Raw genomic sequence first — 15,851 nt, 5'->3', positions numbered from 1 at the left:
CGCCGCCGCGTCAAGGACGATCACCCGTCCGGTGCGCCCGGATTCGCGTGCCCGGGCGCCCATTTGGCCGCCGAATGCGCGCCGCCGCCCCTCCCAGAAAGTAGTTGCAACTTGCACTCTTTAGCTCACCTAACTTAATGTGTGCATACGCCAACGATCTCGGGGGTACCTCGCGGCACCTCCGGGAGGAACGCTCCGGCGCAACCGGCCATGGAAAGGGGAACCGCAGCGTGACGAGCGACACCGAGAGCAGCGGCCACAGCGACGCCGACGACACTGCGTCCGACGAGGGCGGGACATCGATCCTGCGCCAGCCGATGGCGGTCTGGGCCACCGCCGGCGCCTCGGTCGTGGCGTTCATGGGCATCGGCCTCGTCGACCCGATCCTCCCGTCCATCGCCCGGGGCCTGCACGCCTCCAACAGCCAGGTCTCCCTCCTGTTCACCTCCTACTTCCTGATCACCGCCATCGCGATGCTGGTCACCGGCTTCGTGTCCAGCCGCATCGGCGGCCGCAAGACCCTGCTGGCCGGGCTCGCCCTGGTCGTGGTCTTCGCCGCGCTCTCCGGCGTGTCCGGCTCGGTCGGCGAGCTGGTCGGCTTCCGGGCCGGCTGGGGCCTGGGCAACGCGCTCTTCGTCTCGACGTCGCTGGCGGTCATAGTGGGCGCGGCGAATCCGATAGGGGCATCGCGCAGCGATTCCGCTCGGGGCGGTGGCGGGCGACGGGCGGGCGGCGGGGCGGCGGCGATCCTGCTGTACGAGTCCGCCCTCGGGCTCGGCATGGCCTGCGGCCCGCTGCTCGGCGCGGTCCTCGGCGACATGAAGTGGCGCTACCCGTTCTTCGGCACCGCCGCCCTGATGGCCATCGGCTTCCTCGCCATCACGGTCTTCCTCGAGGAACAGCCGAAGCCCGCGCGCAAGACCGCGCTGCTGGATCCCGTCAAGGCCCTCGGCCACGGCGGCCTCGCCTCCGCCGCCGCCTCGGCCTTCTTCTACAACTACGCGTTCTTCACGGTGCTGGCCTTCACCCCGTTCGTGCTGAACATGTCGCCGTACAAGTCCGGCGGCGTCTTCTTCGCCTGGGGTGTGCTGCTCGCGGTCTTCTCGGTGATCGTCGCGCCGCGGCTCCAGCACCGCTTCGGCTCACTGAAGGTGCTGGGCGGTTCGCTGCTGCTGCTCGCCGTCGACCTGCTCGTCCTGGGCTACGGCAACCACATCACCGCCGTCGTCTGCACGGTCCTCTCCGGCGCCTTCATCGGCCTGAACAACACCGTCTTCACCGAGCTCGCCCTGGGCCTGTCGGACGTGCCCCGCCCGGTGGCGAGCGCCGGCTACAACTTCGTGCGCTGGTTCGCGGCGGCCGCCGCACCCTTCCTCGCGCCCAAGATCGAGGAGTGGTCCGACATCCACATCCCGTTCGTGGTCGCGGCCCTCGCGGCGGTGACCGGCGCCGGCATCGTCGCCGTCCGCCGCCGCGCGCTGACCCTCCCGGCCGAGGAGCCGGAGCCGCTCCGCGCCATGGAGGACGGCGTCACGGCCTTCGCCGGCTGACGGCCGACGACTGCCCCGTACGCGGTCTGACGGCCCGTCCGCTCGGACGGGCCGTCAGGCCGCCACACCCACAACGCCACCCCGCGGCCACGATGCCCGGCGGACAGCCGACGCCGCGGCTCGGCTTCGCGCGCCCCCTTCAGTCCTCGAGCGGTACGCCCGTGCGCAGGGGGTCCCGCAGGTCCGTGCCGTGGCGCAGCCAGCGCTCCTGGAGGGCCTCGGCGCCGTGCACCCGCTTCCAGGCCGCCTCGTTGGGCGTCATCGGCAGGAGGGGAAGGAAGCGGACCGGGTCGAGCGGCTCGTCCAGCTCCAGGTCCTCGATCAGCCCGCCGGGCTCGGCGACCAGGACCGAGGTGAAGGGCGCGCCGGGCCACAGCGGCTCCCCCACGTCCAGTGAGGCGCCCGGGGCCACGACCACCCCCTCGACCTGGGGGGATGCGCCGAGGACGGCGAGCGGGCGGAGGACCTTGTCGGTGTCGGCGCGGCCGCCCCGTACGGTCAGGACCAGCTCGGCGCGGGGGCCGCGCAGAGGGTCGGCGACCACCGCGGTGGGGTCGGCCATGGGCTGGGCGGACATCCCGAGCGTGGCGTAGCGCACCACTCCGTTGTCCACGAAACGGAGGACCTCGATACGGTCGGTACCGAGGAAGGTGACGGCGGCGCGCGCGTCCGGTTCGCCCAGAGTCGTACGCAACCGGGCCTCGACCAGCTCAAGAACGTCAGACATGCCGCGAGCATACGGCCGGCCCCTCGCCCGACCGCCGCCGCGCTGCGGTCCCGGACGAGCTTCCTCCGGACTGCCTCCGGAGGGACCCACGCTGCTCCGCCACCCTTGGTATCGAACAGGCAAAGCGGCACCGTAACGCTTCAGACGGCTGATAGCCTTGCCGTCTGGTCAGGGAATGACGTCGTCCCCCAGCGGGGACCGGCCGGAGGAGGTGGGGCTGCGGTGGATCCGAGTCGACCGTGCAGTACCGATAGTTCTCCTGTCATCCCCCTCGCGCAGCGAATCTCCTGATCCGAGAGCTTCCGTACCCCGCCGCCATGCGGCGAAACCCGCGAAGTTCGGGAAGTTCCTTTGCGCCGGATGTAGATGACGGAAGAGCGCCTTCGACTCTCAATTTCCGTGTTCTGCGAACTGCCGTCAGTATCACCGCACGGAGCGCCGCCCGCTTTGCGGACGTACGGCCAAGGATGCCTCGTACGTCCACGTTCCGGGCAGCGTTACGCCCCGCGCCCCGGCTGACGGCCGGCCCGTGAAGGAGCCAGCCATGTCGATGATCCGCGACCTGCGCGCCGCCGTCCGCCCGTCCCGGCGCCGCGACGACGCCCCCTACCACTACGAGACCACCGCCCCGGCCTGCGCCAACAGCGCCATCGTGGACTGCGGTGTCTACCGCGAGGGCCGCCGGGTGAGTGAGCACGTCACCCCCGCCCAGGCGATGGCGAGCGTCCGCGCCGACGGCGGTTTCGCCTGGATCGGGCTGCATGAGCCCACCGAGGCCGAATTCGCCGGTATTGCCCAGGAGTTCGGGCTGCACCCGCTCGCCGTCGAGGACGCCGTCCACGCCCACCAGCGACCCAAGCTGGAGCGCTACGACGACACCCTGTTCACCGTCTTCAAGACGGTCCACTACGTCGAGCACGCCGAGCTGACCGCGACCAGCGAGGTCGTGGAGACCGGCGAGGTGATGTGCTTCACCGGCCGGGACTTCATCGTGACCGTGCGGCACGGCGGCCAGGGCTCGCTGCGCGCCCTGCGGCACCGGCTCCAGGACGACCCGGAGCTGCTGGCCAAGGGCCCGTCAGCGGTACTGCACGCCATCGCCGACCAGGTGGTCGACGGCTACATGGCGGTCGCGGGTGCGGTGCAGGACGACATCGACGAGGTGGAGATCGACGTCTTCAGCTCCGGCACCAACGGGAAGGGGCCCGGCGCCAAGGGCTCGTCCGCGAAGGGCGGCGATGCCGGGCGGATCTACCAACTCAAGCGCGAGGTACTGGAGTTCAAGCGCGCCGTGTCGCCGCTGCTGCGGCCCATGCAGCTGCTGAGCGAGCGGCCGATGCGGCTGGTCGACGCGGACATCCAGAAGTACTTCCGGGATGTGGCCGACCACCTGGCCCGGGTCAACGAGCAGGTGCTCTCCTTCGACGATCTGCTCAACTCCATCCTCCAGGCCAACCTCGCGCAGGCGGCCGTCGCGCAGAACGAGGACATGCGCAAGATCACGGCCTGGGCGGCGATCTTCGCCGTACCGACGATGATCGCCGGGATCTACGGCATGAACTTCACGTACATGCCGGAGCTGCACTGGAAGTTCGGCTACCCGGCGATGATGCTGGTGACGGTCGCCATCTGCTTCGGCATCCACCGGGGGTTCAAGCGCAACGGGTGGCTCTGACGCAGGCGTTGGAGCCGGGCGTTGTCAGTCCCTCGTGCCATCCTCGGGAGCATGACCGGTGAGGTGAGGGCCAGGAGCCCCGAGGACCAGCTCCACGAGGAGGACCGGTCGGTGCCTGTCGAGGCGCCGGCCACGCCCGAGGAATGGGATGCACTGGCCCGTGACTGGGAGAGCCTGCACCAGGGCTATTACCTCGGCAGCGGCCGGCACGCCGTGCTCGAGTGCGCGCGGCACCTCGAGGCGAGTGCCGCGCAGGGCGGTACGCAGACGGCTCTGTGGACGCTCGGGCTGTACTACGTCGGGGGCTATGTGATCCACGCCCGGCCCCATGCGGAGTCCGAGCGCCGGGTCAGAGACGTGATGGGGGTCCTGTGCGCTCCCCGGGACGCCTCCTGTGAGCACCCTGCGCATCCCTGCGACGACGTCCCGGAGGACGGCGAACTGGAGAACTTCCCGCTCGTCCTGGAGATGCTGGCCCATCCCGAGCGGGACGCGGATCACGAGGCGGTGCTCGCCGAGGAGCTCGCCGACGAGGCGGGGTACGTCGACGAGGAGTGGCGGGAGTCCTGGTACGGCGGCCGGCTCACCCGCGAGATATGGGCCTGCCCGCAGAATCTGGCGGGGTTCGCCCGCGCCTTCCTCGGCTGAGGAGTCGCGTCTCAGCGCCTGGGCGGCCCCGGGCCGCCGGGACCGGGCCCATTAGGCTGAACCGCATGACGGAGATCGTGTCGCAGGCCCTGCAGGATCGGGCGCTCATCGAAGAGGCCACGAAGAAGTCCGGCCTGATCTGGGTGCGGGGGACGGCGGGTCCCGCGCGGGCGCTGTGGCATCTGTGGCACGACGGGGCCGCCTGTCTGATCGGGGGCGGGGCGGGCGAGCAGCCGCTGGCCGACCTCGGGCTGACCGACGGCGGTACGGCGACCGTCACCGTGCGGAGCAAGGACAAGGGCGGGCGGCTGGTCGCCTGGCAGGCGCGGGTCCATGAGCTGGTGCCGGAGAGTGAGGCCTGGCGGGGCGCGGTCGAGGAGCTGAAGGGCAAGCGGCTCAACGCCCCGGATGCGGACACCCTCCTGGAGCGCTGGGCGCGGGAGTGCCGGGTGCTGCGGCTGGAGCCCTGCGGGGCGGAGGCGGCGCAGCGTCCCGGCCGGATGCCGGCGGAATCGCATGCCGCGCCGCCGCTGGCGACGCCCGCCACCACCCGCCGGCCGGCACCCGCCGCGCTGCCGAAGCTGCTGCGGCGGGGCCGCAAGGGCTAGCCGACGGTCGCCGTTCGGCCGGCCTCAGGGGCCATGCCCCTCGCTCCCCTGAAGCCCCCTCAGTCCCTCAGTCCCTCAGCCCCGTCCCGAGACCCGCGAGCCGTAGTCCACGACCTGGTCCTTCGCCGGCGCCTTGAGGTCCACGCTCTTGCCCCAGTCGGCGAGCCGGACCACGCCCGCGCCGCCCGCGCGCTGGAGACGGAGCGGATACGGCGTGCCCTCCAGGGAGACGTCCAGGGTGCCGCCGGCGCCCGCGGCCGCGGTGAGGCGGATGGTGCGGACGCCGTCGATGTCGCTGCGGTCGCCGGTGGCCAGCTTGCCGTGCAGCCCGAGCAGGCTGCCCAGTAGCGTGTCCTTGTCGGTGAAGCCGCTGAAGCGCTTGTAGACGGGGTCGGCGGCCGGCACCTTGACGTACTTGCCGCCGAGTTTGGCCGCGGCGGACTCGTCGGGCGTACCGGATTTGGCGCCCTTCTCGCCGGCCCAGAAGGCGGCGTCCGCCTTGAGGTAGAGCGCGCTGCCCACCCGCAGCAGCGAGAAGGCCGCCGCCTTGGTGCTCAGCTCGCCCTTGGCGCCGTTCTTCGCGAGCCGCATATCGAGCTTGTAGGTGCGGCCCTGGCTGACGACATTGCCGGAGAGCCGGACCGTATCGGCCTGCTGGGCGGCCGCCCGCGCCTTGGATTCGATCTTTGCGGCGGGCAGCTTGCCGACGCCGTTGGTGCCGGCGTCCGGGTCCTCGCCGCCGCAGCCCGCGAGCGCCGCGGCCAGTCCCGCGCACACCGCCCCGACGAGCGCCGCACGTCCCGTACGACGGCGGCCGGTCAGGGTTCGGGGGCGCGTCCCCAAGGGGGTAGCAGTCACGTGGGCTCTGCCTCCTGATGCGGGTGACCTCGACAGCAGTACGGCAGCGTACCTGGGCCGTGCGCGGTTTTCGGCGGGGTGTGGACAGGACACCCGTACGACCGTGCGGGCGGCTGTGCACGGCCCGATGCCGGGCCACCATACGGCCGTTCTCCCCGGGGCGCGGCCGTCCCGGGCGCGTTAGCCTGAAGCCGACTCGAGGGTCATTCGGGGCAGAACGGGAGAAAGGGAGGCGCTGCGCATGGCAGTGGTCACTCCCCGGGTCTTCGTCTCCCATATCTCCGGCGTCGCCGTCTTCGACCCCAACGGCGATCAGGTGGGCCGGGTGCGGGACCTGGTGGCGATGCTGCGGGTCGGCGCGCGGCCGCCGCGGCTGCTGGGCCTGGTCGTCGAGGTGATCAGCAGGCGGCGCATCTTCCTGCCCATGACGCGGGTGACCGGAGTGGAGTCCGGCCAGGTCATCACCACCGGCGTGATCAATATGCGGCGCTTCGAACAGCGCGCCTCCGAGACGCTGGTGCTGGGCGAGCTGCTGGACCGCCGGGTGCGGCTGGTGGAATCCGGCGAGGAGGTCACGGTCCTCGACATCGGCATCATCCAGCTGCCGGCCCGCCGCGACTGGGAGATCGACAAGGTCTTCGTACGGCGCGGCAAGGGCGGGGCGCTGCGCCGCAAGGGGGAGACGCTGACCCTGGAGTGGTCGGCGGTGACCGGCTTCTCGCTGGAGGAGCACGGGCAGGGCGCGGAGAACCTGCTGGCCACCTTCGAGCAGCTGCGGCCCGCCGATCTCGCGGGCGTACTGCACCACCTGTCCGCCAAGCGGCGCGCCGAGGTCGCCGCGGCGCTCGACGACGACCGGTTGGCCGACGTCCTGGAGGAGCTGCCGGAGGACGACCAGATCGAGATCATCGGCAAGCTGAAGGACGAACGGGCCGCCGACGTCCTGGAGGCGATGGACCCGGACGACGCCGCCGATCTGCTCTCGGAGCTGCCGGAGGAGGAGAAGGAGCGGCTGCTGACCCTGATGCGGCCGGAGGAGGCCGCGGATGTGCGGCGGCTGATGTCGTACGAGGAGCGCACGGCCGGCGGGCTGATGACGACCGAGCCGATCGTGCTGCGCCCGGACGCGACGGTCGCGGACGCGCTGGCCCGGGTGCGCGACCCCGATCTCTCGCCCTCGCTCGCCGCCCAGGTGTATGTCTGCCGCCCGCCCGACGAGACCCCCACCGGCAAGTATCTGGGCCTGGTCCACTTCCAGCGGCTGCTGCGCGATCCGCCGTTCACGCTCGTCAGCTCCATCGCGGACACCGATCTGCCGGCCCTGCCCCCCGACACCCCGCTGCCCGAGGTGACCCGCTATCTGGCGGCGTACAACATGGTCTCCGCGCCGGTCGTGGACGAGAGCGGTTCGCTGCTGGGCGCGGTCACCGTCGATGACGTGCTGGACCATCTGCTGCCGGACGACTGGCGGGAGGCCGAGATGCACGGCTCGGTCCCGGCCGGCGCGCAGGCGCTGCGGGGTGCCGCGGATGGGCGCTGAGGAGCGGGACGGCGGCAAGGAGCGGGCGCGGACCCACGGCGCCTCCGCGGTGCGCCGCGGCGGCCCGCCCGACCGGCCGCGGGTGCGCCTGGACCTGCCGCGGGTGCCGCGCCGTACGTTCTGGCCGGAGTACGACCCGGAGGCGTTCGGGCGGCTGTCGGAGAAGATCGCCCGCTTCCTGGGGACCGGCCGGTTCATCGTCTGGATGACGGTCATCGTCATCGTGTGGATCGGCTGGAACGCGCTGGCGCCCGGCCATCTGCGATTCGACGAGTACCCCTTCATCTTCCTGACGCTGGCGCTGTCGCTGCAGGCCTCGTACGCGGCGCCGCTGATCCTGCTGGCGCAGAACCGCCAGGCCGACCGCGACCGGGTCTCCCAGGAGCAGGACCGCGCGCAGAACGAGCGCTCCATCGCCGACACCGAATATCTGACCCGGGAGATCGCCGCGCTGCGGCTGGGTCTGGGCGAGGTCGCCACCCGCGACTGGATCCGCTCCGAGCTGGAGGACCTGATGCGTGACCTGGAGCTGCGCGGGATGGTCGAGGCGGAGAGTGACGAACGCGACCGCTGACGGCCTTACCGGAGGCCCGCTCCAGCGCCGTACCATCGGTGCATGGCTACCGACACGCCCCAGCCCAATGGCTCCGCACCGAGCGAGGATGCGGTCCGCGCCGCGCTCGCGACGGTGAACGACCCCGAGATCCACCGTCCCATCACCGATCTGGGGATGGTCAAATCGGTGGAGATCGCGGCCGACGGCGCGGTGGCGGTCGTGGTCTACCTCACCGTCTCCGGCTGCCCGATGCGCGAGACGATCACCAACAACGTGCGCGACGCGGTCGCCGGGGTCGAGGGCGTCACCGGCGTCCAGGTCGACCTCGAGGTGATGAGCGACGAGCAGCGCAAGGAGCTGGCGACGTCGCTGCGCGGCGGTACCGCCGAGCGCGAGGTGCCGTTCGCCCAGCCCGGTTCGCTGACCCGGGTCTACGCCGTCGCCTCCGGCAAGGGCGGCGTCGGCAAGTCGTCGGTGACCGTGAACCTCGCCGCGGCGATGGCGGCCGACGGCCTGAAGGTCGGTGTCGTCGACGCGGACATCTACGGCCACTCCGTGCCGCGGATGCTGGGCGCCGACGGCAAGCCCACCCAGGTCGAGAACATGATCATGCCGCCGTCGGCGAACGGCGTGAAGGTCATCTCGATCGGCATGTTCACCCCGGGCAACGCCCCGGTGGTCTGGCGCGGCCCGATGCTGCACCGCGCGCTCCAGCAGTTCCTCGCCGATGTGTACTGGGGCGACCTGGACGTGCTGCTGCTGGACCTGCCCCCGGGCACGGGCGACATCGCCATCTCGGTGGCGCAGCTCGTCCCGAACGCCGAGATCCTGGTGGTCACGACCCCGCAGCAGGCCGCGGCCGAGGTCGCCGAGCGGGCCGGTTCGATCGCCGTGCAGACCCACCAGAAGATCGTCGGCGTGGTCGAGAACATGTCCGGGCTGCCCTGCCCGCACTGCGACGAGATGGTCGATGTCTTCGGCACCGGCGGCGGCGAGCGGGTGGCCGAGGGTCTGACGAAGACGACCGGCACGCAGGTGCCGGTGCTCGGCGCCATCCCGATCGACGTCCGGCTGCGCGAGGGCGGCGACGAGGGCAAGCCGGTCGTGCTGACCGACCCGGACTCCCCCGCCGGCTCGGCGATCCGCGCCATCGCGGGCAAGCTGGGCGGCCGCCAGCGGGGCCTGTCGGGCATGTCGCTGGGGATCACGCCGCGCAACAAGTTCTGACGCCGTGAGGCACTGACGAGGCGCGGGCCGCGGGACGGCGGCCCGCCGGACCGACGTCGCAGGGGCGGGCCCGCCGGGTCCGCCCCTTCCTCGTTCCCCGCCTCCGGGGACGGGGGCTGCGGGGCCTGCCCCCGCCGGTCATTCCTCGTACGAGCTGATGTCCTTGACGACGGAGAATCCGAGGCCGTAGGCGCTCATCCCGCGCCCGTACGCGCCGATGTGCACCGCCTCGGCGCCGTCGCTCGACGTGCCGGCCAGCACCCAGCCGTACTCGGACTCGCGATAGCGGAACGGCATCGGCACGCCGTCCACCGGCAGCATCAGCTCGCTCCAGCTCTCGCCGGCCAGATCGTCGGCCAGCTCCCAGGCGATCATCGTCTGCTGGTCCAGCCAGTCCTGGCGCAGCACCCGGTCCATATGGGACGGCCAGGTCTGCGCGAGCAGCCCGGAACCGGCGAGCCAGGCGGCCGTGGAGACCGAGGTGGCCTCCAGGACGCCGGTGCCGTCGGCGCTGCGCCGTACGGGCCTGCTGGCGACGGTGACCACGACCGCGAACCGGTCCTCGTCCTTGCCCGTGTCCACCTTTATGGTCGGCTCCTGGCCGTGCCCGGTGGCACCGTGCTCGACGGTGCCGTCCGCGGCCGCACCGACCTGCATCAGCCAGCGTGGCCCGCTGAACGCCTCGTCGAGGCCGTACCACGGGAACGCGGCCAGCAGATAGCCGTCGACCTTCCGGCCGGCGTCGGCTGACACCTCATGGGTCGGTGTCGGACTCGTCGTCTCCATCTGCGCGGCGCCTCCTTGTTGCCCTGCGTCGTGGGCGGCCCGCCCCCCTCAGGCGTCCTCACCCCGGACACCGGGAGCATAGCCATAGGGGTCAACACAGCCGGGCATACGGGAGTATCAGGTGGCGTCGGCGTCGAATGGCGGACGTTCCGGCGACGGGGCCCGGTCGCCCTTCTTGGCCAGGTCGGGGCGGCCGGAGGCGCCGGACACGGGTTCCTTGGAGAGGTTGGCCCGTGCGCCGTTCGAGCGGCCCGCGGGCGCGTCATCGGCGCTGTCGCGGCCGTGGACGACGTCCTCGAGATCGGCCATCTCGGACCTGAAGTCGAAGCCGTTACGGATCTCCTGGAGGTCCTTGAGGCCGTATTCGTCCTTCTCCAGGACGTGCTTGCGGACGAAATTCTTGGGCTTGAGGTCCTCGAACTCGAAGTCCTTGAATTCCGGTCCCAGCTCGCTGCGGATGTCCTCCTTGGCGCTGTCGGAGAATGCGCGCACCTTCCGGATGAAGCTCATGACGTCGTGAATGACCTTGGGCAGCTTGTCCGGTCCGAAGATGAGCACCGCAAGGATCACGAGCGCGACCAGCTCGAGGGGTCCTATGTCGAAGAACACCTTGCAGCTCCTTGGAATATCCGCGGCCTTCGTTGGCCTAGGGGCCAGGCCGACTATCACGGTACCTGGCCCGCTGCGTCCGGCGGGAGTCACCCGTGCCAACACGGGGCAAACGATCAGCCGCTGCTGGAGGAGCCCAGCGTCAGCCGAACGGTCCGCTCCTTTCCGCCCCTTTGGAGGCTCAGCATCAGCGTGTCGCCGGGCCGGTGGCTGCGGATCTTGACGATCAGCTCCTCGCCGCTGTGCACCGGCGCACCGTCCACCTTGGTGATCACATCGCCGGCCCTGATCCCGGCCTTGGCGCCGGGGCCGCCCGGGGTGACCGCCGCCTTTCCGTCCTTGCTCCGTGCGCTGACCCGCGCGCCGTCCCCGGCGTACTCCATCTCGAGCATGACGCCGATCACCGGGTGTGTCGCCCGGCCGCTGTTGATCAGTTCCTCGGCCACCCGCTTGGCCTGGTTGATCGGTATGGCGAAGCCCAGGCCGATGCTGCCGCCCTGGCCGCCGGCCTCCTGGCCGCTGCCGGTGTCGGCCGCCCGGATGGCGCTGTTGATGCCGATCACCCGCGCCTTGGCGTCCACCAGCGGGCCGCCGGAGTTGCCCGGGTTTATCGGGGCGTCGGTCTGCAGGGCGTCGACGTACGACACATCGCTCCCGTCCCCCTTGCTGCCGCCGGCGGTGATCGGGCGCTGCTTGGCGCTGATGATGCCGGAGGTGACGGTGTTGGCCAGGTCGTAGGGGGCGCCGATCGCCACGACCGGGTCGCCGACCCGCACCGCGTCGGAGTTTCCGAGGGTCAGCGGCCGCAGTCCGGTGACGCCCTGCACCTGGACGACGGCGAGGTCATAGCCGCCGTCCTGTCCGACGACCTTGGCCTTGGCCGTCTGGCCGCCGCTGAACGTCACCGATATCTCGCCGCCGGTGCCGGCCGGCTCGACGACGTGGTTGTTGGTGAGGATGTGGCCCTCCCGGTCGAGGACGAAGCCGGTGCCGGTGCCCTGCTCGGCGCTGCCGCGTACGTGGAGGGTGACCACGCCGGGCAGCGCCCGCTGGGCGATCCCGGCGACGCTGTCGGGGTTGCGGACCCCGCCGTCGTCGGCGGCCTGCGGGAGCCGGATGTCGTTGATGCCGCCGTACCGCTCGATGTACGCGCCGATGACGCCGCCGACACCGCCCGCGAGCAGCGCGAGGGCCACCGCGCCGGCCACCAGCGGCGCGCGCCTGCCGCGCCGGCTGCCGGGCGGCGGGGGCGCGGCGGGGCCGCCGTGCTGGGGTGCGCTCCAGGGGTCGTACTGCTGCCAGGCGCCGGTGGGCGCGGGGACCGGCGCCGGGGCCGGAACGCGGGCGGGGCCGTGGCCGCCGAGGACCGCCGGCCGGCTCCCGGCGGGGCGGGGGCCGCCGCCGCCGGGGTGGGGAACGAAGGCGGTGGTGTCGGGGGCGTCGGGCGGGGTGGGGGCGGGCTCCTGGGGGGCGGCGGACTTCTGGAGGGAGGGACGGTCGTGGCCCGCGGGGGCGGGGGCGGACTGCGCGGCGCCGGCCGGTGGCTGCGGGACGGGCGCGCCGGTGGCGGCCGGCGGCTGCGGGGCCGGGCCGGGGTAGGAGGCGCCGGGCACGGGTGCCTGCGCGGGCATGGCGTACGGAGGGAGCCTGGTGCCCTGGGCCGGGGTCGCCATCGGCCGCTGGACGGGCGGCGCGGGCGCCCAGGGCCCGGGGCCGCCGTACGGGGGCGTGCCGTACGGGTCCTCGGCGTGCAGCGGCCGCGGCCGCTCCGGCGCGGCGTGCGACCCGGCCGTGACCGTGGCCGCGGTCTCCTCCCGCGTACCGGCGCCGAGCTGACCGAGCGTCACAGTCGAGGGCTCGGGCGTCGCGGCCGCATCGCGTCCGGCGTCGTCCGGCGGCCGGACCGTCCAGTCCTCGTCGGGCGCCGCTTCGGCCGTAACGGAGCTGGCTGCGGTGGCTGCCGCATCGGCGGGCTCCGGCGCACCGGCCGTCGCGGCCGCCTCGCCGTCGCCGCGCTCCGGCGGCCGTACGGTCCAGTCCTCGTCCGCCGATCCGCCCGGGAACCCGGCGGCCGCCACGGCCGTGCGGTCGGCGGGCGGCGCCGGTGTCTGCGGACCGGCTTCGGTGGGCGGCTGCGTCACCGGGCGTCCCGGGCGGCTCCACCACTTCAGCTTCGGCCCGGCGGCCTTACCGTCGTCCATGCTCTCCCCATTTTTCGCCCGCGGTCACGCGCGGGCCACCGCCACCTCGCGGCCCGCGCCCCCGGACAGGGGCGCGCCGCCCAACAGGGATTCAACCAGTTCTGCGCGGGGCTGCGCAGTGCGCGGTCAGTGCCGGTCGGGAGTTGCACCGGGTGCGACGGGGCCGGCGGGGGCGGCGGAGCCGATCAGATGGCGCTTGGGCTCCAGTGGGGGAAGCGGGGGAAAGGCGCGGGCGGGCGCGTTGCCGGTCCCGGCGGCCATCGGGGGGTGGTGGTACGGCGAGGCCGGGCCCGTCGCGGCTATCAGGGGCGAGAGACCGAAACGTCCGCCGGGGTCCGGGACCGGCGAGGGGTGGTGCGGGAACACCGCGCCGGGGGCGTACAGGCTCATGGCGCTGGGGGCCGGGGCGACGGTGGGAGCGCCGCCCCGCGCGCCGGTGCCCGTGCGGAAGTCGTCGGTCGTGAGGAATTCGCCGGTGCGGGTCAGCGAACCACTGCCCGCCACGGGGGTGGCGCTGAGCGGTGTGACGGCCGTGCCGCCGCCGTCGGGGCGGCCACCGGGCATGTCGACGGCCGCCTCCAGCGGGAGGGCGCCGCCGAGCGCGAAGGCCGCGAGCGAGACCGCGCCGGCCGCCGCGAAGGCGAACCGGCGACGCTGCGGCGCGGGCCGCTCGGCCTCGTGGACCCGGAAACCGCGCTGCCGCGGCGGCGCGGCGAGGCCCGCCGGCGCGCGGTCGGCCCGCCGGCCGTGGTCGTTGCCGGGGACATAGCCGAACGAGCCGCCGCCCCTGGCGAAGTCGCCGCGTCCGAATCCGCCGCGTCCGAGGCCGCCGTCGCCGAGCCGGCTGCCGGGACCGCCGGGATCGCCCCCGGGCAGCCCCTGGAGGCGCGCCAGCAGCCCCTCGGAGGGCCCCGGGGGCGCCGACTGCGCGAAGACGTTCTTCAGCCGGCGCTGGGCGTCGGCCTCTGCCTTGCATTTTCCGCACGTCGCAAGATGCGCGAGCACCCGCTCGCGCGCGTCATGCCCCAACTCGCCGTCGACCAGGGCCGCGAGGCGGTCGCCGAGATGCTGCTCGGCGGGGGACGGACCGCCACTGAGGCTCACGCGATCCCGACCTCCCCGGTGGAGACCACGGCCAGCGACCGCTGCTGCTTGCGCTCCTCGGCGCGCGCCGCCGGGGAGCGGTGCTTGAGCGCCTTGCGCAGATGGGAGCGGCCGCGGTGGATCCGGCTGCGGACCGTGCCGAGCTTGACGCCGAGGGTCGCGGCGATCTCCTCGTACGAGAGGCCTTCGATGTCGCACAGGACGACCGCGGCCCGGAACTCGGGCGCGAGGGTGTCCAGCGCGTGCTGGACGTCGGCGTCGAAGTGGGTGTCGTCGAAGTGCTCCTGCGGCGCCGGCTCGCGGCTGGGGAGCCGTTCGGCGGCGTCGTCACCGAGCGAGTCGAAGCGGATGCGCTGGCGGCGGCGGACCATGTCCAGGAAGAGGTTGGTCGTGATGCGGTGCAGCCAGCCCTCGAAGGTGCCGGGGCTGTACGACGACAGGGAGCGGAAGACGCGGACGAACACTTCCTGGGTGATGTCCTCGGCGTCGTGCTGATTGCCGCTGAGACGGTAGGCGAGACGGTAGACCCGCGCACTGTGCGTGCTGACGATCTCCTCCCAGCTGGGCGGGGTCCACGCCTGCGCATCCGCGTCCTCGGCGAAGGTCGCGGTGGTTGCGGAGTCGGTGGTACGGAGACCTGCAGCAGTGTTTGTCACGGATTTCGGCTCGGAGGACGACCTCTTCCAGCGCCTTCGCGCCGTTCGGTCACCCGCCGCAGCCGCACCTCCCCTGGTGGCTCTGGTGGTGTCCAGTAGAGCCCCTACCATATCCACCTCGCCCGTTAGCTCCGGATAAGCAGTTTTGACCTGCATTTGGTCCTGCCTCCGGTCTTGCTCCGTGTCCTGCGCCGTCTTCACCGGGCATCCCCCCTGCTTTTCCCCCTGCTGTTTGTTAACGCCCGGTCCCATCTGCGGGTTCCCGCACACAGCGGATACAGTCACGGTTGCGTCAACTACGGGGACAGGAGAGGGCCATTACCGGCAACCGGCAGACGAACTTGGCATTCGCCGAGGCGTACGGCGCCGGGACCATCGACGACTCCGCCGAGGCCGCCCTGAGCTGGTGCCGGGCGCGGGCGCGGGAGGCCGGCATCCGTACGGTGACGACCGGCACCGGTGCGGCGCTGCGGATGCTCGCCGCCACCGCGGACGCCAAGGCGGTCGCCGAGATCGGCACCGGCACGGGCGTGTCGGGCATCTACCTCCTGCACGGCATGCGGCCGGACGGCGTACTGACCACCGTCGACCTCGAGCCCGAGCGGCAGACCTTCGCCAAGCAGGCGTTCCGCGAGGCGGGCTTCGCCGGCAACCGCGCGCGCTTCATCCCCGGCCGCGCCCTGGACGTACTGCCCCGTCTCGCGGACGGCGGCTACGACCTCGTCTTCTGCGACGGGGACCTGATGGAGTGCCTGGAGTACCTCGCTGAATCGTTGCGTCTGCTGCGCCCCGGCGGCCTGGTGTGCTTCGCGGGCGTCTTCGCGGACGGCCGTACGGTCGATTCCGCGGTGCAGCCCGCGGAGGTGCTGCGGCTGCGGGAACTGCTGCGCACGATCCGGGAGAGCACCGCGCTGGTGCCGTCGCTGCTGCCGGTGGGCGACGGCCTGCTCTGCGCGGTCAAGCGCGGCTGAGCGGCCGCTGCGGGCGGGCGTTTCCGGCAACGAAACGGCCCCGGCAGGCGGCGCGCCCTCTAGGGGCGCCGCCCGCCGGGGGCGGGGGACTAGGCGGGGGGGTCCCGGGGGAGCCCCGGGGAAACCGCCGCGGGT

Annotated in this window: 15 protein-coding genes; 8 read left to right on the top strand and 7 right to left on the bottom strand. The window is 72.6% G+C overall.

Going from position 1 to position 15,851, the window contains the following annotated elements:
* The first annotated feature begins 317 nt into the window (after window positions 1–317).
* Window positions 318–1,550 (top strand): MFS transporter, encoded by a 1,233-nt coding sequence (locus tag ACIRPT_RS17875; protein WP_403828621.1) that lies wholly within the window; start codon window positions 318–320, stop codon window positions 1,548–1,550.
* Window positions 1,551–1,689: 139 nt separating this feature from the next.
* Here the strand turns inward: ACIRPT_RS17875 and ACIRPT_RS17870 are convergent, their stop codons facing one another.
* Window positions 1,690–2,277 (bottom strand): suppressor of fused domain protein, encoded by a 588-nt coding sequence (locus tag ACIRPT_RS17870; protein WP_403828043.1) that lies wholly within the window; start codon window positions 2,275–2,277, stop codon window positions 1,690–1,692.
* A 544-nt stretch (window positions 2,278–2,821) separates the two neighbouring features.
* On the opposite strand from ACIRPT_RS17870, the gene ACIRPT_RS17865 reads away from it, so the two are divergent.
* The 3 genes from ACIRPT_RS17865 to ACIRPT_RS17855 all read left to right on the top strand — a co-directional run bounded on the left by ACIRPT_RS17865 (window position 2,822) and on the right by ACIRPT_RS17855 (window position 5,208).
* The gene (locus ACIRPT_RS17865; protein ID WP_403501119.1) at window positions 2,822–3,952 is read left to right on the top strand and encodes a magnesium and cobalt transport protein CorA; all 1,131 of its coding nucleotides are present in this window, start codon (window positions 2,822–2,824) and stop codon (window positions 3,950–3,952) included.
* Between the two features lie 51 nt (window positions 3,953–4,003).
* Entirely contained in the window at window positions 4,004–4,600 is a 597-nt protein-coding gene (locus ACIRPT_RS17860) for a hypothetical protein (protein WP_403828040.1), read from the top strand.
* Between the two features lie 65 nt (window positions 4,601–4,665).
* A complete protein-coding gene (locus ACIRPT_RS17855; protein WP_403828038.1) occupies window positions 4,666–5,208 on the top strand; it encodes a hypothetical protein in 543 nt (180 codons plus the stop codon).
* A gap of 75 nt (window positions 5,209–5,283) precedes the next feature.
* Here ACIRPT_RS17855 and ACIRPT_RS17850 read toward each other — a convergent pair whose 3' ends face one another.
* Window positions 5,284–6,066 carry a hypothetical protein gene (locus ACIRPT_RS17850; RefSeq protein ID WP_403828036.1) on the bottom strand — a complete coding sequence of 261 codons (783 nt, stop codon included), beginning with the start codon at window positions 6,064–6,066 and terminating at the stop codon, window positions 5,284–5,286.
* 241 nt (window positions 6,067–6,307) lie between these two features.
* Between ACIRPT_RS17850 and ACIRPT_RS17845 the strand changes: the two genes are divergently transcribed.
* Genes ACIRPT_RS17845 through ACIRPT_RS17835 form a run of 3 tightly spaced genes read left to right on the top strand, consistent with a single transcriptional unit; the run spans window position 6,308 to window position 9,389 of the window.
* The gene (locus tag ACIRPT_RS17845) at window positions 6,308–7,606 is read left to right on the top strand and encodes a magnesium transporter MgtE N-terminal domain-containing protein (protein ID WP_403828034.1); all 1,299 of its coding nucleotides are present in this window, start codon (window positions 6,308–6,310) and stop codon (window positions 7,604–7,606) included.
* Window positions 7,596–8,180, top strand: a complete 585-nt coding sequence (locus ACIRPT_RS17840; protein WP_403501107.1) for a DUF1003 domain-containing protein — start codon at window positions 7,596–7,598, stop codon at window positions 8,178–8,180. The genes ACIRPT_RS17845 and ACIRPT_RS17840 overlap by 11 nt, the downstream gene beginning before the upstream one ends.
* 42 nt (window positions 8,181–8,222) lie before the next feature.
* Window positions 8,223–9,389, top strand: coding sequence for an Mrp/NBP35 family ATP-binding protein (locus ACIRPT_RS17835; RefSeq protein ID WP_403828032.1), 1,167 nt, complete (start codon window positions 8,223–8,225; stop codon window positions 9,387–9,389).
* A gap of 138 nt (window positions 9,390–9,527) precedes the next feature.
* Here the strand turns inward: ACIRPT_RS17835 and ACIRPT_RS17830 are convergent, their stop codons facing one another.
* The 5 genes from ACIRPT_RS17830 to sigE form a co-directional block, all read right to left on the bottom strand.
* The gene (locus tag ACIRPT_RS17830; RefSeq protein ID WP_403828030.1) at window positions 9,528–10,175 is read right to left on the bottom strand and encodes a hypothetical protein; all 648 of its coding nucleotides are present in this window, start codon (window positions 10,173–10,175) and stop codon (window positions 9,528–9,530) included.
* 117 nt (window positions 10,176–10,292) lie between these two features.
* Window positions 10,293–10,784, bottom strand: a complete 492-nt coding sequence (locus tag ACIRPT_RS17825) for a sec-independent translocase (RefSeq protein ID WP_403828028.1) — start codon at window positions 10,782–10,784, stop codon at window positions 10,293–10,295.
* A gap of 116 nt (window positions 10,785–10,900) precedes the next feature.
* Window positions 10,901–12,985 (bottom strand): trypsin-like peptidase domain-containing protein, encoded by a 2,085-nt coding sequence (locus ACIRPT_RS17820; RefSeq protein WP_403828026.1) that lies wholly within the window; start codon window positions 12,983–12,985, stop codon window positions 10,901–10,903.
* Between the two features lie 126 nt (window positions 12,986–13,111).
* A complete protein-coding gene (locus tag ACIRPT_RS17815; protein WP_403828024.1) occupies window positions 13,112–14,089 on the bottom strand; it encodes a zf-HC2 domain-containing protein in 978 nt (325 codons plus the stop codon).
* Complete coding sequence (gene sigE, locus ACIRPT_RS17810) at window positions 14,086–14,856, bottom strand: RNA polymerase sigma factor SigE (RefSeq protein ID WP_403502231.1); 771 nt, start codon at window positions 14,854–14,856, stop codon at window positions 14,086–14,088. Before sigE ends, ACIRPT_RS17815 begins: the two co-directional genes overlap by 4 nt.
* 176 nt (window positions 14,857–15,032) lie before the next feature.
* On the opposite strand from sigE, the gene ACIRPT_RS17805 reads away from it, so the two are divergent.
* Window positions 15,033–15,716, top strand: a complete 684-nt coding sequence (locus ACIRPT_RS17805) for an O-methyltransferase (protein WP_403828022.1) — start codon at window positions 15,033–15,035, stop codon at window positions 15,714–15,716.
* Window positions 15,717–15,851: the final 135 nt, after the last annotated feature.

Origin of the sequence: Streptomyces sp. NPDC101227 (assembly GCF_044767545.1) — a bacterium.
Taxonomy (GTDB): Bacteria; Actinomycetota; Actinomycetes; order Streptomycetales; family Streptomycetaceae; genus Streptomyces.
The sequence above is the reverse complement of the archived record's forward strand: the minus strand, read 5'-3'. Positions and strand labels throughout refer to the sequence as shown.